Here is a 22,338-nt window from a genome sequence, read left to right as displayed (position 1 = left end):
CATGTATAGCATCTCACATAACAATAAACAAAACCCCTCACTTAATACTTTGGTGAGGGGGTTTGGCATTTCTTATTTCAATGCACTTAGTGTTCCCGTTCGGACTTTAAAGCGGCTTTATATGTTTGCCTGACCTGCATATCATTTTGCGCATATTTTACTTGTTGAGCAACCCTTCGCTGGTTCCGGGAAAACTTATTTTGCCGTGCCTTTCTGATAACCACCTTTATGCTTTTCTTTTATGTTCTTCCTAATTGCGGATTGTATACAGTTTTTTTAGGTGGTTTTCAAGATTGACTATAGAAATAAATGCTTAACATAAAAAAACTGCCACCATAACAGTGACAGTCCATAACTTTCGACATAATACGACAAAACCCGGGTGGTGACAGGCACCCCCTGGAGTCCCTCTAATCCAGCTCAAACGTCTTCATCTCACCCGCCATATAAAACATCATGCCTTCCTCATCATTGATGAACCATTGCTTTTTTTCCTCGTCATAAACCAAAATAATTCCGAGCAGGTCTTTATCTTCTTCGGTTTCGGCCTTCTCTTTATTTCCCTCATCATAATAAGTCGAATCCCAATACATCATCAGATTAATCTCAACGGTGGATTTTCCTTGATCATTTGTTCCAACATTGAAACTGTCCATGTCAATTTCGTTCTTAACAGCCTTTCCTTTCCAGCGCCGGCCATCATCCTTCATTTCCTGGATATCTTCCTCTATACCTTTCAGAAAACTGTCCGTAACCAATCCTTCTAGCTTCGAGGCATCCATTTGTTTATAGGCCTCAGCCCAGGTAACTGCATATTCATTTACCTGATCAATAAGGCCTTGTTTCATTTCATCGGTAAACGGGCTGATGTCTAAATCAAGGTAACTTCCATCAGATACAGGCACCTCATCACTCTTCACCGTCCCCCATGGAAATGCTTTTTCGGCATGAATGGCAATGTCACTATCCGACGAAAACGGACCCAGTTCATCTACGTCACCGACTGTAAGATCCGTCTTTTCCCCGTCAATATACACAGCAGCATCCTCGAAATTGGAGTCCAGATGAATCATTTGGCCATCCAGATCAAAGTCGACTTCGCTCACAGGTTCTTCCTGATCAATCAAGGTCACCGTTGTTTCTTTTTCCAACTGTGCATACTCACCCTGCCAAACAGCTTTCACCGTGTGTGTCCCCGGAAAAAGCGGGCCAATCTCCACCGGCTCCTCGGTAGATTTGCTGACAGCAGCTTCTTCTCCGTTAACACTAATTTTTGTTCCTTCATAATTTGTCTCTGCTTCCAAATGAAATGGAGTCACTGCAAATTTGTAATTATCAAACAGTAGCCACTTTTTTCCGGCCTTCTTTAATGTAAACAATCCACTCAGCTCAAAATCACTGTCAGACTCAGCCTTTGCATCCGTTTCCGATTGCTGACGAATGTTCGCAATAAGCGTCTTTTTTGTCTCCGGATTTTCCTTCAAATATGTAAAAAAACCTTCAATGTCCTTTTTACTAATCTTCCAATCTGACTCCTCAGTGGTGATTGATTCCAATACTGCCGCTTTATCTTGGTTCTCCAATGCATCGGTAAAAGCCTTGACAGCTTTATCTTTACCGGTCAATGATGACCCAATCATATAACCGCCAATCAAAAATACTATGATTGCAGCAGCAATCCCTGAAAGGATGAGTGTTTTCCTATTAAATTGAAAGGACTGTTTTTTTGGCCCCTTATCAGGCTGCCAGCTAACCTCGGCACCACACTCCCCGCAAAAATTTTGCCCCTGTTTTAACTCCGCACCACATGTTTTACAATTATTCATAAAGACTCCCCCAAAACGAAAAATTCAATAATCATCTCCAACTATTAATGTTACCACAATTTTCCTAGTACTTTTGGCCCGAATCTCCACACCGATTAATCGACAAAATTCGGGCGGTGACAGGCACCACTCCAACAAGGCACCACCCCAACAAAAACTGCACAAATAGTCCGTTTAAACAACTAAATGTGCAGCCTCAGCAAATATTATTCGACAAAACCCGGGTGGTGACAGGCACCCTCACAAACTATACCAATACTCACCACCACGAACTTCCCTTTTACACTCTCCCTCATACCGCAAATATTCCAAATGGGCCAACGTTTCACCAACCGCAAAACGCAACTCATGAACAGAGAGCTCTTTCCGAAATAATTTTTGACATACCTGATACACCGTACTTCCGCTGCCGATTGAATCCAACGTCTGCTCCAGCCGGTCGTCATGATGGACTTTAATCTCCTCAATCCGATTGTTTGCTCCATGAAAAGGCTCTCCGTGAGAAGGGATAACGAAATCAGCATCCAGTTTTTTAATTTTGTCCAGTGACTCCAGATAACGTGCCAATGGATTCGGATCGCCGTGAAACCAATACGAAATATTCGGCGTGATTTTCGGCAAAATATGGTCTGTCGAAAGGAGCACATCTCTTTCCTTATTATAAAAAGTGACCAGACCGTCTGAATGCCCTGGTGTTGCAATTACTTCATAGTCATACTTGCCAATCGGGATTACCTCACCATCCTGCAAAAAATGGTTCACTTTCGGGTACGGTGTCACGAGCGGGACAAACTCCCTGGTGTTGTTCAACATCTTTTCGGCGTAGTTTTCAGGAATGCCCGCCAGCAAATAGTTTTGCGAAAGCTCATCCAAAAAATCCCGGTTCCATGCGTTAAGTGCAGCTTCATAATCAATTTCCGACATGGAAACTCTGGCATGATGTTCCGCCTGTATCCCTCCGACATATCCGAAATGATCCGGATGGTAGTGCGTCACGATAATGTCGGTCACATTTTTCCCGTTCAATTCCTTCTCCCATCGTTTAACGGTCTGTTCGTTATGCAGGCCTGCATCGATGGCTGTCCAGCCGTGCTCACCTTCTGCCAGAAAGCAGTTTACATGGTCAAGCCGGAATGGCAAATCAAGTGTCACACGTTTTAAGCCGTATTTTTCAAGCAAAATTCCATCACCCCCGTCCAAAGCATATCACTTCAACCTCTCCCCGATAAACGCTTTACACTTCTTGGCAATCAATTCTTTATCAGCGTCCAGCGTTGCGACATGATAGCTGTTATCAAGCACGATAAAATCCCGGACATCTGAAGCGATTGATTCATAGATTTCCCGTGAATTCTCCGGTGGAACAACGTGATCTTCAGTGGAAGAAAAAATCATGGCAGGGGCACTTACATTGGAAAGATTTTCCCTCACCATTTCCGACAGCTTTATCAATTCCTGCATCGACTTCACCGGTGTCTGCTCATAGGCCAGTTCCACGACACCTTCCTGCTTAATATCGGACCCAATACCCTTCACAAACCGCGTTTCCGTATTTTTCAGCGAATCATAGTTCGCAATCAATTCGGGCATATGGGTTGCCGCATTGATTGGCATGACCCCTTTTATCTCAGGATGGTTTTCTGCCAAATAAAGGGTTAACGTTCCACCCATAGACAGTCCGGCCACAAATATAGCTTCACAAGTTGCCTTTAATTTATCCAATCCTTTTTCAACCGTTTGAATCCAATCCTGATAAGAGGCATTTTCCATATCTTCCGGCGTTGTCCCGTGTCCTGTCAATCGCGGGCCAAATACAGTGAACCCTTCTTCCGCCAATTGCTCGCCAAGGTAATACATACTTTGTGTCGTTCCGGTAAACCCGTGAATAACAAGCACCCCTGTTTTGTTTCCCGGAAAATAAAACTCCACTGCCTCTTTCATTACAGGAAAAGAATTTGCCATTTAATAACCCCTCCATAATTTTAATGTTAAAGCAATTTTATCATAATTTTTGAAAATTAAAATCATTAGGAAGAGTTTTCGAGGGGATAGGGAACTCATTCGACAATATTCGGGAAGTTTCGGGTGGTGACAGGCACGTTCACAACGATATTTGACAAAAACCGGGAAGTGACAGGCACCTTCAACCCCGCATCTTCCCGATTCTACCACCACTATAATTCACCGTAATAATCCCAACTGCTACCAGCGCCAGAGCTCCCATGATTTTCAGCGTCAACTTTTCACCTGGAATAAACATCGCTGACAAAATAACCCCGGATACCGGTGTAATGAACTTGAACATACTAATCTCCCCGGCCTTGTTGAACTTCAATATCGAATACCATAATGCAAATGCCGTTGTTGACAGGAACGCAGCGTAGAGAAGCAATCCCCAGCCAAGCGGTGTAAAGGTTATCGCATCGTCACTCAATTGCGGGACACCAATCAACAACATAAGGCTTGCCCCAATAGTTAGTTGCCAGCCGGTCAATGTATATGGGTGAATCCCCACCGCAAGCTCTTTGGCCATGATTGTTCCAATTGAACTTGTAAGCGCAGCTAGCAACATAAACCCTTCCGCAGTCAATCGGAAACTCAACTGGAAATCCTGGCCCCAATTAGCTGCAACAATTCCGGCAAAACCGGCAATCAGCCCAAACACTTTTTTGGCTGATAAGCGGTCATCACTGTAAAAAAAGTGAGCTATTACAATGGTAAAGAATGTTCCGCTCGAAATCAGGATCGCCCCCTGCATTCCGGATACCCGGGCAAGACCATTGTAGAAAAAATAATATTGTAATGCTGTTTGAATAATCCCGAAAATAATAAGAAATAAAAACTGTTTACCCGAAACGCGCAGTCTTTTCCTGCTGAAAATAAACAACGCCACAAGAATGATTAACCCGGCCAACAAAAAGCGCATCCCGGCAAATACAATTTTCGCGATAGTATCGTCCTGTGCCATCTGCAATTCATCATAACTCACCTTTAATACCGGAAAAGCACTCCCCCACAAAATCGAACAAAATATTGCCGTACAAACGACCACCCATTTTTTCCTGAAAATATGCTCCAAACTTTGTCACTCCAAATCCGCTGTTTGCTACTCAATTACTGTATCGGTTCCATATACGGTTGTCCAGTTAGGAGGCTTTCTTTTTTGGGTGCCTGCCACCCAATACAATCGGAAAACATGGTAAGGTAGAAATAAGATAATAGATAGGAGGACTAGCATGTTTACGTACATAGGTAAAATAAAAGAGCAAATGGATCAAGTAGAACGCGTGAATAAGGAGAGCTTAGAACAGGTCGCTCAATTAGTTGGGAAAGCCATAATTGACGACAAAATCATTCATGTTCTGGGGACCGGCCACTCGCATATGATTGGATTGGAGCTGTTTATCCGTGCTGGAGGATTAGCTAATATCAATGCAATACTTGATTCGACGGTCCTTACTGCCGATGGTGCTATTAGAAGCAGTAAACTGGAACGAGTAAGCGGAATTGCGGATATTTTATGGGAAGAACAAACAATAGCCGATGGGGACCTAGTTATTGTGATTTCGAATTCCGGCAGAAATGCGCTGCCAATCGAATTTGCAATGCGGGCCAAAAAGGAAGAACATACAGTAATTGTTCTGACCTCATTGGCGCAGAGTAAAAAATATCCCAGCAGACATAGCAGTTCGAAAAAATTATATGAGTTCGGTGATATTGTAATGGACAATTGCGTCCCTTCCGGCGATGGGTTATTTGAAGTTTGCGGAATTCAAACTGGAGCTGCATCGACAATATCAGGGATGGCCCTATTACATACCGCTGTAACGGAAGGAATGAAAATTGCAGCAGATAACGGAGCTAAACTACCAATCTTCACAAGCCAAAATATCGATGGATATAATAACGATGAATTGTATGATATGTACAAAGGAAGAATTAAGCATATGTAAATATAGCAGGCAAAATAATCCCTAGCTAATATCGCCGGGATTATTTGTGGGTGCCTGCCTCCGCCGGATTAAAGCAGCAGTGGTGTAATTCCTATTCATGCATTCGACAAAATACGACAAAAACCAGGAAGTGACAGGCACCCTATCCCGGCACCCTATCAAACCCTATCCCCCTTCCCCAACATCTCAGCACTCACACGAACCGTATCCGGATACTTGATTCCAGCTCCCGTATTCAAAGCAACTACAGTTTCATTCCGTCCAATCCATCCGTTCTCTCTTAATCTGCGAATGGCTGCAAATGCGGCGGCGCCTTCTGGACAAATAAAGCTTCCTTCCATGTTAGCTACTTTCTCCTGTTCCCGAAGCATCGATTCGTCATCAATGGCAATCGCACAGCCATCGGTATTATAAATAGCATCTAACACTAGAAAATCTCCCAATGCTTTCGGGACATTGATACCGAAAGCAAGTGTTTCAGAATCATTCCAAAACTCGGATTCACGCTTCCCTTCCTCCCATGCCTTGACAATAGGTGCACATCCTGTTGATTGAACAGCTACTAATCGTGGTAGCTTTCCCTTGACCCAGCCCAGTTCCTTTAATTCATTCAGCGCCTTATAAATTCCAATCAGACCGACACCACCGCCAGTCGGATATAAAATGACATCAGGCATTTTCCAATTAAGCTGTTCAGCAATTTCCAGCCCCATCGTTTTCTTTCCTTCAATCCGATAAGGCTCCTTCAATGTGGATGCATCGTAAAGGTTATAATCCATGACCGCTTTTCCTACAATTTTTCCGGCATCACTAATGAGTCCATTCACTAAATAAAGGTTGGCTCCAGATAGAGCGACTTCATTCCGGGTAATTTTGGGCGCATCTGCCGGCATCACAATGGTAGCTATTATACCAGCCCTGGCAGCATATAACCCCCATGCTGCACCAGCGTTTCCATTTGTTGGCATTGCCAGTTCCTTAACGCCGACTTCTTTTGCCTTTGAAACCCCAACAGCTGCCCCTCTCGCCTTAAACGTACCTGTCGGGATCAGTGCCTCATCCTTCATGTACAGGTTACCAATGGACATATCATTTCCAAGTTCGCGCATCGGAATTAGCGGGGTCATACCTTCTCCCAGTGAAACGACATGATGTTCCTCTTCAACCGGAAGTAATTCATGATACCGCCATAAAGTAGGTTCCCTTGTTCCCCATTCCTCGGGGGCTACATTCTTTTTCATTTCGTCCAAGTCATAGGCCACCAATAACGGTGAACCACAAGTGCATAGTTGATGCTGTTCACTGGTTCCAAATGTATTCCCGCATTTCGGACAATAAAGATGCGAAACATAACTGTACCTCAAACGATTCACTCCCATCTGCATAAACGGTCATATTTTAGAAAAAATATCCTGTTCCAGCATATCCTTCACATTGATTACCCCACCAGTTTTAATGGAACGTTCAGCAGCTTCCCCGACAACAATTGACCAAAAACCTTCTTCCACTGTGGCTGTAGCCTTATTATTTCCCTCTATATTATCGATAAAATACTTGTGTTCATAATACGTGGCACCGCTATGGCCACTTTCCTGAATAACTTTCGGGTAGCAGGGGCTTGCTGTTTTTGCTGTTCCGTTTTCACCGCTTAACACTTCCAAATACGTACTGTTACCGTTTAAAGGTAAAAAATCCTCTTTTTCGTACGCTTTCAGTCTGCCACCGTCACCGCAAATCGTTATTTCTTCATAAAACATAGGTGCAAACATGCAAAGGTGAAAATGGGTTTTGATGCCATTCTCGTAATTTACCGTGACCATCGCATTGTCGATTATGTCCGACTTGTTGCCTTCATAGTTAAAATCGGTGAAATTGACATCCATGCTGCCTGTTGAATACACTTCTTTCGGCCTCGATTGTGCAAGCAAGTTTAATAGATCAAAGTAGTGACAGCATTTTTCAACCAGCGTCCCCCCGGAGTATTCGTAAAATTTATTCCACTGATTCACTTTATCTAAAAAAGGCACACGATGTTCTGCAATGCTTATATTTTTGATGTTTCCTGCGGCTTTTCTTTCCAGCACTTCGTGAATGGCTTCCGTGTAAATAGGTTTATGCCTGTATTGAAGACCAATTTGAAAAATAGAATCATAGTCTTTTGCTATCTCTTTTATCTCCCAAGCATCCTTTAATGTTGTTGCCATCGGCTTTTCCAGTAAAATATGTTTTCCTGACTTGACAGCCTCTTTAACAATGTCAATATGTGTAAAATTTGGGGTACAAATAATCAGCCCATCAACTTCTGGATCCTGACAGGCATTTTCCAGCGAATCATAAACTTTCAATTCATCATCCGGATACTCCTGCCGAAAAAACTGACATGTATTTTCTATACTGTTTTCATTAACATCAAATATACCATTGATTGTCGCCCGCCCCTCCAGCATTGTAACCCTTATGTGCTCCTGGCCGATTATACCCGTACCAATTACATTAAATTTATACTTGGGGGATGATTTTGAAAATAAATACTTATCCTCCTCTGCTAAATGGTCTGACTTAAAAAAACCGGTATAAAAATTGTTTTTTGCTTCACTCACTTCAGACACCTCCTTAATTCAAGACACTCAACAATCATATATTTAGGTTGGATATACACTACCCAAGTTGACTTTGGATTAAAGGTTCATCGTTTTATATCCTCACTTTCCGATTCTTTGTCGCCAAGACAGCACTTCTCTCAATGATTTCATCCCCAATTCAACCTCCGTTCCATCGTGAAAGCGCTCCTCTCGATGATTTCAACCATAAACCGGCCTCCTTTTCATCAAGACAGCCTTCCTCACAATGATTTCAAGCCTAGTTTCTGCATAAATTTAAAAACATCAATTTATCTGTTCAGCTCAATATCATAATGATACTGATCACTGCGATATTTTGTTTTCGTATATTCAATCGGGTGGTTATTCATACCAAAACTTAAACGAGTCATTTCCAGCAGCGCCTCACCGGGCCTTATACCCAGTAAATCTGCCTCGTCCTGCGTTGCATTAATGGCATGAATTTCTTCGCTTGCCTTATGAAGATAAATATTGTTGTTCTCTAAAATTTCATAATACCTTGCTGCGTTCAGGTCGTATTGCATTAAAATACGTCCAATTTCATTTGGCCAGCAAGTTCGCTCCAAAGCAATTGGCTTATCATCAGCAAAACGGATTCGTTCTATCAGAAGAATAGATTCATCTTCATTAACATCCAGCATTGATTTTTCTGTAAACAGCCGCTTACGAAATTCTGCTCGTATAAGTTTTGATTGAGGAAGTTGACCTTTTTCAACTACCTCCTCAGCAAATCCTTTTAGACGGCCTAAACTTCCTACTAGTTTTTGAGGCTTAACAATCGTGCCTCTTCCCTGTGTTTTTTCCAGTAATCCGGTTTGTACAAGAATGGAAATTGCCTGCCTGATTGTCGTTCGGCTCACATCAAATTCTTTCATCAACTCCCGTTCGGTCGGGATCAGTGAATGCTCTCCCCACACGCCATCCTGGATGCGTTTAACTAATACATCCTTAATTTGAAGGTATAATGCTTTATTTGCGTTGTGATCCAATTTTTGTGAAGACATCGACTTATCTCCTTTGCAATGGTGGCGGATAAGGAGTAAAATCGTTCCCAATCAGCGGGCGCAGCCATTCATTGAACGCTCCCTGGTCATTAAGAAATCTGGAAGGCAGTTTTCTTTCCCCGCTTTGGACAACCGTCTTCAGGGATACTGGCGTAAACAATGTCTCGTATGAAACGCCTTCAGAACGCTGAAGTGATACCATTACATCTGTCACACCCTCTCTAAGCAAGCTCGCTCCCACACTGCCGACTTGAATGGCTTCGGTATAATCGGTTGCTGAAACGGAATGAGAGCAGCTTCTTTGATTCATTCCCAACAACTCAGCACGCACCATGACATTCATTTTTTCACTAACCTTATGTTCAATCTCCTTCGATATCCCTCCCAAAACGGAGTGACCATTTACGCGATCTCTCTCTACCTGACTTCCTTTCTCCCAGCATACCCCTTCACTTACAACAATCAGCGCAATTCCATAATCCCGAATTGCTTTTTTAATATGATGAAATAAAACCTCAGGCCTTAATGGCTCCTCAGGCAATGCGATAAAATGGGGGCCATCGTGTTCAAATTCCTTGAGAAAGCCGGAAGCTGCGGCCAGCCAGCCGGCGTTTCTGCCCATTGTTTCAATAATCCGTACGTTTTCAAAATTATTCATCGCCAAGAGATCACGCCCCATATCCCTGGCTGCTTGTGCCACATATCTGGCAGCACTGCCAAAACCCGGTGAATGATCTGTTCCCGGCAAGTCATTATCAACCGTTTTGGGCAGACCTATTAGTTGCAGCTGATAACGCTGACGGTGGGCTTCATCTTTTATTTTGTCCAGTGCCTCCATCGTTCCGTTCCCGCCAATGAATACAAGTGTATCAATCTTAAGATCCCGGAGTGTCCGGACAGATTGGATTATTTCTTCCTCACTTAATGTATAACGGCCGGCACCCAGTGCTGCACCGGGCACTTTTTCATGTGCCAATAGATTTTCAATCACGTTGTCATCAGCTTTCAGAAACTTTTTTTTAGCTAACCCTTCAAAGCCGTTCATAATGAATGTAAGGGAGTGCTCCTTATTTATCTCACGGACAAAAGCCGCCAACGTAGCGTTAATAACTGCTGTCGGGCCTCCAGCTTGCCCAATGGCGATATGCTTCATTGATTCCTTAGCTCCCTTCAATCCATCGTGTACACAGATACTGGTAATTGCAGCTGTTTACCTAATTCAATTAAATCACTGACAACATCTGCATAAACCAGACCGTAATGAGGTTCAAACCCTTCATCCATTAGACTGTAAAGGGTTTCCGTCACATTCGTTTCCAGTTCAACCTCGACCGATGTTCCATTAAAACGTTGTGGGGTATCAAGTGCCTGCCCCCGCATAACAAGCAGTCTGTAACCTTCCGGGGTATATCCGACACGAAAAATCGTCACTTTTCCGGGTTTAAGTCCGAACTCCATCGTGAAGCCAAGTCCCCGGTTTGGATGGACTCCAGGCTTAGCCCCCTGATCCGGATGCGCCAACGAATATGCTCCAGCTCCACAGTGCCAATAAACCACAGCGTTACTGGATTCATTAACATGAACCATATCTCCAAGATACGGCGCCTCTCCCCCGGACAATTCCTGCAAAATAAACATGGTAATAGCTCCGTGAATATCTGATTCGCAGGAAGAAACAACCCCATCCTCCGTGAATTGGGACAACGTCGAACATGCAGCAGCCCCCAGCTCATTAAAAAATTCCGGCCAGCAGCGAATGGACAATGCAGAAATATGTTGCCGATCTATTTCCTCCCTCACAAAAGCTGAAAACTGCGCAAATCGTTTAACTGTTTCATCGGTAGCATTTAAACCGATAACTTGCTCTTTGGCACGGCTGACTTCTTTTTCCCACTTTTCCTCAGCCATTTCTTTGCTTTTATCGAACGCCTCCTGTAAATCCATCCGGATCACATCAATGCCAAATTGATCTTTAAGCTGCTTTTCATCTGTTCCTGAAAAATAAAACCCTGGCTGGTGGTCACCCAGGACGCCAATGTTGAAATTTTTCAGCCGGTTAATCAACGATTGTATATTAAGTTGTTGTTTTATTTTTTGCTGAACCTGTGTTTCCTCTGAATTCCCAAACACAAATGTATACGGATGGTGATCACTTTTCAGGACGTGACATGTGCTATTTCCGCCTGTCAGCGAGTTAAGCCGCAATCGTTCACCAACAGCTGGTTCTCTTATGGACCATACGATTACAGGAGAGGAGACATGATCCAGCAGCATCCTGATAAATTGACCATCAGCAAACGTGATGCTTTGATAGATCGTAACGGCAACCTCATCCGTATTTACTTCCTGAAGAAATTTTTGCAATGCACCGGGAGCTGTAATGGTGCTTTCCGGTTCGATCAGCTTATCGGTCAATTCATGCAAAAGGGCTGAACTTTTTTCCCGCTCTTTCTCCCCGGTTTCCATGTCAAACGTTTTTCTCCCGATTGGCAGGTATAGTATTTTTCCCAAGTGATCACTTCCTTTCAAAATTTAGCCCTTGACCATGCCTGATGTCATGCCTGTAACAAAATAGCGCTGTAAAAAGATATACATAATGACCATTGGAACAGATGCAATCAGGACTCCTGTAAACAACATCGGGTAATTCGTGAAATACTGCCCCTGAAAGTCCAGTAATGCAAGCGGCAGTGTCTTATATGCATTATCTGTAATAAACAGCAATGGATACAACAAGTCATTCCAATGCATCACAAACAAAAAGATGGCGGTGGCCGAAAGGGAAGGCAATGATAATGGAACAACCACTTTTGAAAAAATCCGCCAGTTGCCGGCACCATCAATGGTCGATGCTTCAAACAGTTCTTTTGGCAGTGTCTTCATAAATCCTGTCAGAATAAAGACACCAACAGGCAATGTGGAAGCAATATTAACTAAAATCAGCCCCAGCAAGCTGTTTGTTAATCCTAAATCCAACACGAGTGAATATAACGGAACCATATTTACCTGGGGCGGAACCATCATACCAACCGTAAACAAGGCGAAAAGTCCATTCCCTTTCCAGTTATTCAGCCGTGTGATACCAAAAGCAATCATGGCAGCGAAAAATAAGGTAAGCGTTACAGAAGAAAGGGTTACAACTGTACTATTCAAAAAATAGCCTGCCATCGTCTGTTCCTGAAATAAGTTGATAAAGTTATCGATAATGAGGCCTTCCGCCGGTATTCCCAACGGGTTATCAAACGTCTGCTCCAATGTTTTCATCGATGTCAAAACGACCATAATAAGCGGCACCAGTATCAAAATGGCATAGATAAATACCGCAGACTTTCTAAAAAACAAGCTCATTGCCCCCTCTCCTAGTAAGATATCCGGTTGGAACGCAACACCTTAAACTGAATGTACGTAATAAGCGCAATAATACACATAAAGATGACCGAAATAGCTGATGCGTACCCAAAATCATAGCTTCTGAAAGCAACGGTATAAATATAAGTGGAGATAATTTCTGTCGAATAATTCGGCCCGCCGCCTGTCAAAGCAAAGACTAAATCAAAGGCCTGAAACGACTGTATCGTTGTATATGCGATAACAATCGTTGCTGAAGGCGCCAACAATGGCCAGGTTATTTTTCGGAATAGCTGCCATCTGGAAGCCCCCTCCATTTTGGCTGCTTCATATAAATCTTCCGGAATGGCATGCAGCCCTGCCACAAAGATGATCAGCATCTGCCCCGCGTGGAACCAGACTTGTGTAACGGCCAACGAGTAAATCGCAATATCACTGTTTCCAAGCCAATTCTGTGTCAAAAATTCAAGTCCGAAAAGGTTCAATAATTGGTTTAAAATCCCCAAATTCGGGTCATAAACAAACGCCCATATAAAAGCAACTGACACGGATGATAAAATGGTTGGAAAGAAAAACAAGGCTCGCAGAAAGTAATTCACTTTTGTATTTTTAACCAGAAATACGGCGAATATCAAAGCAACCAGGGTTTGAAAGATGGCTACAAATACCATAAACTCTAAATTATTTCCGACAGACTTCATGAAGATGCTGTCACCCGTAACTGCCCGTTCGTAATTTGCTAATCCGACGAAATTGAAATCAGCACTTATTCCATCCCAATTAGTAAACGAATAAAATAATGCACTAACTGTCGGATACAAAAAGAATAACGAATACAGGATTAGACCCGGGATAAAAAACAGATATATCGCCTTCGAAATTTTCATGAAATCAATCCTTCACGAGATTACTTTTATATGCAAGCCCTGTGTGTCATTTACTCGATATTTTCTTCAACAATCTGCTGCGCCTCTGCAGCTGCATCTTCCGGTGACGCACCACCTAATACGTTTTCGATTGAACCAAGCACAGCATCCTCCACGGCAGCCTCTGTGATGAAATACCTTGGCTGGAATCGTGTATTTTTATCCGTGATCCAATGAGCCGTATTTTTCAGTTCCTCTGATTCATATTCCACATCTTTTACGGTTAAGTGCTGTCCCGTTCCATTGGCATACTGGGAAGCAATCTCCGGTTCACTCAAAAAGTCGATAAACTTCCTCGCTGCTTCCTTCTTTTCGGACTTTTTGTTTATGGCGAGCATAAATGTTGCCGTATGGATACCTTCGAACTCCGCTTCACTTTCCGGAACCGTAATTGGCGGCAATAGGCCCAATTTAAGATCCGGATTCAAATCCTTTAAACTAGCCATATGATAGGACCCAGTGGCCAGCATTGCAGCTTCCTCATCGGCAACCATTTGCATGGCAGAGTCCTGATTCGTTCCTAACGCATTTTCCTGGAAGTAGCCATTCTCATTGAAATACTCAAAATCCTTTAATGTTTTGACCCACCAATCATTTGTCAGTGACTCTTCACCACTTTCAAGTTTCTTAAAAACGCCTTCTTCCGAGTTGTTCATCATCATACTGTTCATCGTTTGGTTCGGTCCGATATCAGCACCCGGAAAAGCAACAGGAACAATATCATTTTCAATCAATGTAGCTGCCATCTCCTGGTATTCTGACCAGCTTTTCGGAACCTCAAGTCCCAATTCTTCAAACATTCCCTTGTTGTAAACCGGCATATTGAACACCAGCTGATACGGGATGGCCAATTGTTTACCATCAGCCTGACCAATACCAATGGACCCTTCTGAAAATTTACTCACGAAATCTTCATTCGATAAATCGGTGAACAAATCCGCTTCCTTCATAGCCTCAAATTGCGATCCCGGAAACGAGGTAAACACATCACCAACAGATCCATCACGCAGCAATTGCTGAGCATTTGACTGATACTGCTCGGAAGGGTAAATATTCATCTCAACAGTTATGTCCGGATTTTCTTCTTCAAATTGCCCAATGATATCTTCAAAAACCTCCTTGTCCTCACCCCTCCAATGAATGAAACTAATTTCGGTTGCTTCAGACGCTGATGACGAATCACCACTATCCTGTTCTTCCTGACTTGAGTTACCTGCACAAGCTGTCGCAAAAACCATCCCCAATAACACCAAACAAGCCAGCCACTTCTTCATGAACTGATAACCTCCTCTTACTATTTGTAATAATAAATTCTTAAAGGTACGTACCTTTAACACCAAAAAGCATGCCTTCCATTAAACCGGCTGGTTATAAAAGCGCTTTCAATAAATCTGAAAAATATCTCTTGTTTTTAAGAAACTTATTCCTCTTATTGGATGAATAGAACTGGTTTGATAAAAAACTTGTCAGGTAATCTTGTAAAAAACCTTTACTATATGGGAAACGGGGCAGTTCACAAAGTCCCAGTTAAGAGAGTCTATTTTCTTTTATAAAACACAATAGACCAGCGCATTGCCCGCGCTGGTCATCTCGAATACTATTATAGAATTAGCAAAAAAACTACCCCAATATAAATATAATCTTAATCCTTTTTCTGATTTGATCCCCAGTTACCCATTAGCCCTTCACCGCTTCATCCGCTCATTAATACTCCCCTGCAGAAACAAAATTTCCTCAGCAAGACTCCGCAGCCGTTTCGCAACGACTTTATCGATAATTTCTCCACTTTCCAAATCGAAGCAATCATTCTGAACAAAAACATTTTCTGAAGGAATCAGCCCTTTAAAATAAGAAAGGACTGGTTTCAGCTGATACTCCGTTACAAGAAAATGTTTCTCGGACAAACCTGTTGCGACAATGCCGGTAACTTTATTTTTAAACGCATATTCCGGGAGATGATCCAGCAGATTTTTCAATACCCCGGAGATAGAAGCTTGATAAATCGGTGTACCAAACACTAAGCAGTCTGCAGACAAGATTTTATCGGCAACCGGCCAGGTGTCATCATCAAAATAAGCAAGCGGGGATCCGTCAGCAAATGAAAGTTCATAATCCCTTAAATCTATTAGTTCAGTCTTCACCGATGTATCCATCAGATCAGCAGCTTCCAGTACATCATAAACAGCTTGAGAAGTCTTATTTCCAGCCAATGTTCCTGATACGCCAACTAATTTCAACATTATGCCTCCTCTTAGTTCCAACAATTTTTTACACGTGTATAATCACCATTTTATCATAAGAACTGTAGAGGGGCAGAACCTTTGCCACTTTTACTGTAATTCAAACGCTCTCAATCTCATGATAGACTGACACTTTGTTGTAGAACCAACACTCCCAAGTTCGCTCTGCTGTCTCCCGACTTCGATCACTTTGGAATCTCACTCGCTCCATCAAATGCCGCTTGCTCACTTCAACCTGAATAGAAGTTCTATTTATTTTACATTTACATCCTCATACGACATGATTCGACAAAAACCGGGAAGTGACAGGCACCCCCCGGAAACAGGCACCCCCGGAAGACAGGCACCCCCGGAAGACACTCTCCTAAACCAGCTCCTCCCACACTCTTGCCTGAGGAACCGTAGAATCAAACTCATCCGAATCTGAAGCTGTTAACTTGTTTGCCATTCGCAGCGCGACTATTTGTCCTGGCATAAGTGTAACAAGATTACCACCATACCCCTTCATGTTTGGCAGATAGAGCTCGTGTCCTTCTCGTGAGCGATAAGGCTCAATGTGCCAGTTCATGGCATAGTATTTTGGCCCAAACTCATTATTCTCCTCCTTAGAAACGGCTAAAGCAGGCGGTTTTTCTTTTGGCAATATGCTGTCCACCAACTCGCGATGCAGTATCTGGTTGCCATTCCAGCTGCCATGTTTTTCATAGAGCAACGCGATTTTAGTCAATTCATCCAGTGTGGCATGATAACCGAAATCCAGTCTGGGACAACCGGATGAGCCGTTCTCCTCAATTGTATGATTTACCGGTCCCCAATAAATGCCGATTGGTTCGTACACTTCTTCCTTGAGCAGCTTGTCCAAAGTCGCTTCCTTACCCTCTTTATGCTGAAGGTACTTTTCAAGGGCAACGCCAAGAAGGAATGCGTCTTGATCCCGATAATTATACTTCGTTCCAGGCTCCCAAACCAGCGGGTAATCGACTGCTTCTGCAACTTTTACATTCTCCGACGGTGCTAAATACCACCTGTGATAATCACACAAATAGCATGTTGGTTCGTCAGCGGTGGCACCGCGTCCTGAAGCCATGTTAGCCATATCCAGGTATGTGACATCCTCCCACTCTTGTTGCGTATCCGGCAGTTGGATATAGTCAGCGATCTTCTCATCAAGCAGGCCGCGCCCGTACTTCTCAGCTAAACGCAGCATTGCCACGTTCATCATCGCTGTTTTTGTCACGGACCAAACACCATAACGAATTTCATCGCTGTATGGAAATGGACCACCAGCGAAATGACAAGGCGAGCGATACAGCACCCCGTCGTAAAACAGCGCAGTCTGGAGAACGTTTTTTTCCTCCGCTGTGTCTTTTGCCCCATTAAACGCCGCTAAATTTTTGTCCCCGACCATTTGTTTTAATTCATCGAGTGGTGCGGTTGGAAAACGGCTTTCGAGATGGCGGCGATAAACAGCTTTGTGATACTCCAGGTTATCTATTCCGTTGGGCTCATACGATGCTTTCGTAACTCCCCAGGCGTTGAAGTAGCCCGCTACATCGAAGGGACCTGTCTGGGCAACGATTTGAAATCGAACATGTGAAACTTTATCTTCTTTATAAAGGAACATAGCAATTCCCATATGCGTTTCCCCTTCTAAGCGATTGACGAGAGAAAATGGAAATGACGCACGATTCCAGCCGTTATCCTGGTCACCGTTATTCCAAACACGACCCGGCTGGACAATGATATCCCAGTAGCTTCTTGTGTTCTCCAACGTGCCATTCGGGATGACATCCTGCGTTACGGGAACCAGATATTTATCATCTACGGTAAAAAAATCCAAAGACACGTCTGGAAAAAAGGTAATTTCTTTGCCGTGTACTTTATCCGTGCTGAGCTCTGGGTTCATCCCCATGTGTGCACCCTCAATTTTCAACGTTCCTTCAAATTCCGCTGAAGGATCTTGAGCGTTATCGGGAGCGGCAAATAGATGATTCTGTGCTAATCCCTTGACTTCCGTTCCCTCGATGAGTTCGTTCCACATAATTGGATCGTTAGCTGTTTTCATAATTACATGATCCTTTCTTGTCAGTGTCTAATTCATTGATCGTTCGCAAACATTTTAATGCCGGGATTACGTTATCCCGTGTTAAGACTCGCTTCATTAAACTGACGATCAGGCAAAATACCTGACCGTCATGTTTCTACTGAATTACGCATATAGAAAATTGGAAAAAGCAACACGTAACCACTTCTTATTTTCCATTTTTCATTTTCTCAATCTTATCCTGATTGTTATCAATCCACGCTTGTGTGACTTTGTCCGGATCCTTGCCACTGTCGATTTCGGCAATCATTTTTTCCATATCTTTAATGGATATACTCCAGTTGCTTAAAAACGTATATGCCTCTGGTGCTTTTTCTTCTAACCCTTTATTAGCAATTATATTGACTGAACTTGTATCAAACAAACCTTTCTCTTCTGCTACTTCTTTATTTGACAGTATTTTTAAATCGAATTTATCAAACATCGAATGCGGGCGCCAGCCATAAAACAAAACAGGCTTTTCCTCGTCCATTTTTGCTTGTGCAGCTGCCAGCATTGCGGCTTCTGATGAATTGATCATTTTAATGTCCAGGTTATAAAATTCGATAACTTTTTTCATATCCTGCATGGCCGGATCACCTTCACCAATGGCAAACATTTCCTTATTTACTATACCCTCTTTGCCTTTTAAATCGGCAACGTCGTTAATATCCTCCATATACTTAGGGACAACCATTCCTGAGTTTGCATTATCATAACTGACCGAAATACTTTCAATGGAATCAGAATACTTTTCTATATATTGTCTTTGTGCCGGAAACCACGAATCCATAAATATATCAATGTCGCCAGTTGACATACCAGTATAAACACTTCCGGCATCAGCATTTATTTCTTCAACTTTATATCCCATGTTTTCCAGAATTTTAGCAGCGATTTTCGTTGGCGGAACGGTACTTGTCCAGTTTGTGACGCCAAACGTTAACGTTGGTTTCTCCCCATCACCCGTATCTTCTGAATCACCGTTTGATGAGCAGCCGTACATGACCATTGATACTAAAATTATTATTAAAACAAATAATGTTTTCTTCATTTTAAATCTCTCCTAACATGTTTTGTAAGCACGCTCTTTTCAAATTCATTCATTGATAAAAAAACTGCAGTTGACAACCTTCTCGGCCCGCACAGCAAAAAATTATCTTTTTATCCCAATCCTTCTGCCCGCTTGTTCAGGCTGTGCCAAATGTTTATGCCCATTCCAGATCGCCTCAACTTCAGAGGCAACTCTTTCCGGAAACGGTGCCGGCCTTCCATCTTCTGTATCCATGCCCATCAGCATCTGTTCACTTGTGGCCAGCAATTGATTTTCATTATTTTTCATCATAAAAAGTACATGCAGCCGTTTAGCATCAGCATCCAGCAATTGCATAGAAACACTTAGTTCCTCGTCCTGATGAGCCTCCTGCAAATAACAAATATGGTTTTCCAGTGTAAAAATTGTATATGCATAATGGCTGCGGGCTTCTGCATTCAGGCCGATATGATCCATCAAGTGATCGACAGCCAAGCTGAACACGGTTGCATATGCCGCATCATTCATGTGACCGTTATAATCAACCCAGTCACGGTGAACATAGCTCTGATAATGGAACGACTGGTTGGACATGTTCACACACCCTCTTTTTTAGTTTTTAGCTCTTTTTGTAAATATGGTTTCTAGTTATTTAACACAGTAGACTTAAACTGCGAACTAATTTTGATTATTAGTCCCTCTTATCCCGCAGCCGGAATTTGCTCGCATTCCCAGCTCAGTTTGGCTTGGATTCTTAAAGGCACTATGTTAAAGGGATTTTCATCATTTATTTGGGCACACCTTTTATATGATTATTTCAAAATGTGTTTATGCAATCATGCTAAGAAAATTCCCCTCTTACATTAGTTTGGGGAAACTATAGCAGAATAAAACTATGACAGCCAAAACTGGTCTCCTTTTCATCGAGAGAGCGGTTCTATCGACTATTTTAAGGCCAAATCGGGATTCTTTTCCCCGATAGACCGTTCCTCACGAGGATTTTAAAGCCAAATCGGGATCGTTTTCCCCGATAGAGCGGTTCCTCACGAGGATTTCAAAGCCAAATCGGGATCGTTTTCCCCGATAGAGCGGTTCCTCACGAGGATTTTAAGCCTAAATCAATCCGCTTTTCGCCGAGCATCCCTCTTGTGCTTGAAGTGTCGGAAATTTTTTCAGCGATGTTGCACTCCTGGCTGAAAAAATTGGAACACGACAAGTATCACAGTATATTTCCTAGTCGTGTTATAACACTCGTCTAGTTCGCAGTCTATATCTTTTACGTAAAAAGCAACAATTTGTTTAGAAAACAGCCTTAGTTTTTTATAAGACTTTTTGATTCAGGCCAATATTCTTCAACCAGATCAAGAAGCTTCACTAAAAACTCATCACGTTTATCTTCGAGTTCAGCAACAGTCTTGTCCCCGGCGTGATTTTCACAGCCTTCAACCACTTTTTCTTTCAATTCATCCGTTAGTTCAGGTGCTTCCAGCTTCGTCCATGGCAGTTTCAACGCTGGACCAAATTGTTTCAGCATGTGGCGCATTCCTTGTTCGCCGCCTGCCAGATGAAAAGTCAGAAAAGGCCCCATTTGTGCCCAGCGCAAACCGGCACCATAAATAATGGCGGCATCTACTTCTTCCGTCGTCGCAATGCCATCATTAACTAAATGTAAAGCTTCGCGCCAAAGTGCTTCCATTAAACGATCTGCAATATGCCCTTCAATCTCCTGCTGTACAACCAATGGCTTCATTTGAATTGATTCATAGAATGCAGCCGCCTGTTTAATTACAGTTTGTTCTGTGGATTGTCCTCCGACAAGCTCCACAAGCGGCAGAATGTGAACCGGATTAAATGGATGTGCCACCATAAAACGTTCAGGATGCAACAGGTCTTCCTGCAGTATACTTGGCTTAATACCTGACGTACTGGAACCGATAATCGCATCCGGCTCAGCATACCTATCGATTGATCCCAAAACACTCTTCTTCAAATCCTCGCGTTCAGGGACATTTTCCTGAATCAAATAGGCATCTTTAACTGCTTCTTCGATAGTGGGTACAAATGTTAACCGGTCAAGTGAAGCACCCTCGGCAACACCCAACTTCTCAACGGATTCCCATGCACGGCTAACGCTTTGACGTGTACGCGCTTCAGCACCTTCTGCCGGATCAAATGCCGTCACATGATAGCCTTGTGCCAAAAAGCGGGTGATCCAGCCATTCCCAATAACACCGGTCCCGACGACGGCCACTTTCATCTCTTGTTTATTTTGCTGCATTGTTGTTTCCTCCTTAAGGTGTTCGCAAGTCATATTGCTTTCGTGCTTCTTCCGGTGTCATGATGTCAATATTATGTTCATGCACCATCTTCACTGCTTTTTCAACAAGCTGATCATTCCGTGCAAGCACGCCTTTTTTCAAATATAAGTTATCTTCCAGCCCCACACGGATGTTGCCGCCAAGCATAGCTGTCTGGGCTGCAATTGGCAGTTGCAATCGTCCGATACCAAATGCTGACCAATGTGCATTTTCCGGCAATCGATTTTTCAAATAAAGGATTGTCTCGACATCCGCCGCAGCTCCCCACGGGATTCCCAGGCAAAATTGAAACATCGGATCCCCCTCGATCAGACCTTCCTGGACCAATTGATTGGCAAAACGGAGATGTCCCGTATCAAAACACTCCAGTTCAGGTTTCACCCCGCTGTTCTGAACCAGTTTTGCCTGCTCTCTCAACCAGTCAGTCGGACTCATGTAAATCATATTGCCGAAATTCGTGCTGCCACAATCAAGTGTGCACATCTCGGGAAGCAGTTCTCCTACCGGCTCATGTCGTTCTTCCGGCGTTTGTATGTCCGTACCGTCTCCTCCAGCTGCCGGTGTATTTAAACTCGGGATAAAATCTCCCCCGCCGCCTGAAGTAATATTGATGATGACATCTGTTTCGGATTCTCTGATTCGGTCAACAATTTCACGGTAGTGGTCAACATGATGACTGATACCACCTGTTTCCGGGTCGCGAGCATGAACATGGGCTACCGTTGCCCCAGCTTTGGCTGATGCAATAGCCGCCTCAGCAATCTCCTTAGGCGTAACCGGAACATGCGGGCTTTTACTGGTCGTGTCTCCTGCACCTGTAACAGCTGCTGTTAACATAACTTTTTGGCTCATTGGTTAGTCTCCCTTCGTAACATTTAACATCTCTTATTTTAACTGTACCATCCGGACGGTTAACTATATTTGATACTATACCATCCGGACGGTAAATATTCAACCTCTTTTTGAAGAAATCATATAAACCTTTA

At 43.1% G+C, this 22,338-nt stretch carries 19 protein-coding genes; 1 reads left to right on the top strand and 18 read right to left on the bottom strand.

Annotated elements, in window-relative coordinates; genetic code table 11:
* Nucleotides 1-410: 410 nt before the first annotated feature.
* The 4 genes from G6R02_RS03190 to G6R02_RS03175 form a co-directional block, all read right to left on the bottom strand.
* A complete protein-coding gene (locus tag G6R02_RS03190) occupies nt 411-1,826 on the bottom strand; it encodes a zinc ribbon domain-containing protein (protein WP_164667809.1) in 1,416 nt (471 codons plus the stop codon).
* 240 nt (nt 1,827-2,066) lie between these two features.
* Nucleotides 2,067-3,005, bottom strand: a complete 939-nt coding sequence (locus G6R02_RS03185; protein WP_164667808.1) for an MBL fold metallo-hydrolase — start codon at nt 3,003-3,005, stop codon at nt 2,067-2,069.
* Nucleotides 3,006-3,032: 27 nt separating this feature from the next.
* A complete protein-coding gene (locus tag G6R02_RS03180) occupies nt 3,033-3,788 on the bottom strand; it encodes an alpha/beta hydrolase (protein ID WP_164667807.1) in 756 nt (251 codons plus the stop codon).
* A gap of 181 nt (nt 3,789-3,969) precedes the next feature.
* Nucleotides 3,970-4,905, bottom strand: coding sequence for a DMT family transporter (locus G6R02_RS03175; RefSeq protein ID WP_164667806.1), 936 nt, complete (start codon nt 4,903-4,905; stop codon nt 3,970-3,972).
* A gap of 157 nt (nt 4,906-5,062) precedes the next feature.
* Here G6R02_RS03175 and G6R02_RS03170 point away from each other — a divergent pair, with 157 nt between their 5' ends.
* The gene (locus G6R02_RS03170) at nt 5,063-5,779 is read left to right on the top strand and encodes a sugar isomerase domain-containing protein (RefSeq protein ID WP_164667805.1); all 717 of its coding nucleotides are present in this window, start codon (nt 5,063-5,065) and stop codon (nt 5,777-5,779) included.
* Between the two features lie 158 nt (nt 5,780-5,937).
* Here G6R02_RS03170 and G6R02_RS03165 read toward each other — a convergent pair whose 3' ends face one another.
* The 14 genes from G6R02_RS03165 to G6R02_RS03100 all read right to left on the bottom strand — a co-directional run bounded on the left by G6R02_RS03165 (nt 5,938) and on the right by G6R02_RS03100 (nt 22,204).
* Nucleotides 5,938-7,143: a threonine synthase gene (locus G6R02_RS03165; RefSeq protein ID WP_164667804.1), complete on the bottom strand. Its 1,206-nt coding sequence runs from the start codon at nt 7,141-7,143 to the stop codon at nt 5,938-5,940.
* Between the two features lie 27 nt (nt 7,144-7,170).
* Nucleotides 7,171-8,379: a Gfo/Idh/MocA family protein gene (locus tag G6R02_RS03160; RefSeq protein ID WP_164667803.1), complete on the bottom strand. Its 1,209-nt coding sequence runs from the start codon at nt 8,377-8,379 to the stop codon at nt 7,171-7,173.
* Between the two features lie 290 nt (nt 8,380-8,669).
* Nucleotides 8,670-9,404 (bottom strand): GntR family transcriptional regulator, encoded by a 735-nt coding sequence (locus tag G6R02_RS03155; protein ID WP_164667802.1) that lies wholly within the window; start codon nt 9,402-9,404, stop codon nt 8,670-8,672.
* 4 nt (nt 9,405-9,408) lie between these two features.
* Nucleotides 9,409-10,557, bottom strand: coding sequence for a diphosphate--fructose-6-phosphate 1-phosphotransferase (locus G6R02_RS03150; protein WP_164667801.1), 1,149 nt, complete (start codon nt 10,555-10,557; stop codon nt 9,409-9,411).
* 17 nt (nt 10,558-10,574) lie between these two features.
* Nucleotides 10,575-11,915, bottom strand: a complete 1,341-nt coding sequence (gene sftI, locus G6R02_RS03145; RefSeq protein WP_246202505.1) for a sulfoquinovose isomerase — start codon at nt 11,913-11,915, stop codon at nt 10,575-10,577.
* 21 nt (nt 11,916-11,936) lie between these two features.
* A complete protein-coding gene (locus G6R02_RS03140) occupies nt 11,937-12,752 on the bottom strand; it encodes a carbohydrate ABC transporter permease (protein WP_164667800.1) in 816 nt (271 codons plus the stop codon).
* Nucleotides 12,753-12,763: 11 nt separating this feature from the next.
* Entirely contained in the window at nt 12,764-13,639 is an 876-nt protein-coding gene (locus G6R02_RS03135) for a carbohydrate ABC transporter permease (RefSeq protein ID WP_164667799.1), read from the bottom strand.
* Between the two features lie 50 nt (nt 13,640-13,689).
* Nucleotides 13,690-14,952, bottom strand: coding sequence for an ABC transporter substrate-binding protein (locus tag G6R02_RS03130; protein ID WP_164667798.1), 1,263 nt, complete (start codon nt 14,950-14,952; stop codon nt 13,690-13,692).
* A 411-nt stretch (nt 14,953-15,363) separates the two neighbouring features.
* Nucleotides 15,364-15,915 (bottom strand): NADPH-dependent FMN reductase, encoded by a 552-nt coding sequence (locus G6R02_RS03125; RefSeq protein ID WP_164670302.1) that lies wholly within the window; start codon nt 15,913-15,915, stop codon nt 15,364-15,366.
* A gap of 367 nt (nt 15,916-16,282) precedes the next feature.
* Nucleotides 16,283-17,983, bottom strand: a complete 1,701-nt coding sequence (locus tag G6R02_RS03120) for a serine hydrolase domain-containing protein (protein WP_164667797.1) — start codon at nt 17,981-17,983, stop codon at nt 16,283-16,285.
* A 187-nt stretch (nt 17,984-18,170) separates the two neighbouring features.
* Nucleotides 18,171-19,055 carry a glycine betaine ABC transporter substrate-binding protein gene (locus G6R02_RS03115; protein ID WP_164667796.1) on the bottom strand — a complete coding sequence of 295 codons (885 nt, stop codon included), beginning with the start codon at nt 19,053-19,055 and terminating at the stop codon, nt 18,171-18,173.
* 102 nt (nt 19,056-19,157) lie between these two features.
* Nucleotides 19,158-19,628, bottom strand: a complete 471-nt coding sequence (locus G6R02_RS03110; RefSeq protein WP_164667795.1) for a thioesterase family protein — start codon at nt 19,626-19,628, stop codon at nt 19,158-19,160.
* Nucleotides 19,629-20,346: 718 nt separating this feature from the next.
* Nucleotides 20,347-21,312 carry a 3-hydroxyacyl-CoA dehydrogenase NAD-binding domain-containing protein gene (locus G6R02_RS03105; protein WP_164667794.1) on the bottom strand — a complete coding sequence of 322 codons (966 nt, stop codon included), beginning with the start codon at nt 21,310-21,312 and terminating at the stop codon, nt 20,347-20,349.
* A gap of 13 nt (nt 21,313-21,325) precedes the next feature.
* Nucleotides 21,326-22,204 (bottom strand): beta-keto acid cleavage family enzyme, encoded by an 879-nt coding sequence (locus G6R02_RS03100; protein WP_164667793.1) that lies wholly within the window; start codon nt 22,202-22,204, stop codon nt 21,326-21,328.
* Nucleotides 22,205-22,338: the final 134 nt, after the last annotated feature.

The organism is Virgibacillus doumboii, from assembly GCF_902806455.1.
Taxonomy (GTDB): domain Bacteria; phylum Bacillota; class Bacilli; order Bacillales; family Amphibacillaceae; genus Lentibacillus; species Lentibacillus doumboii.
The sequence above is the reverse complement of the archived record's forward strand: the minus strand, read 5'-3'. Positions and strand labels throughout refer to the sequence as shown.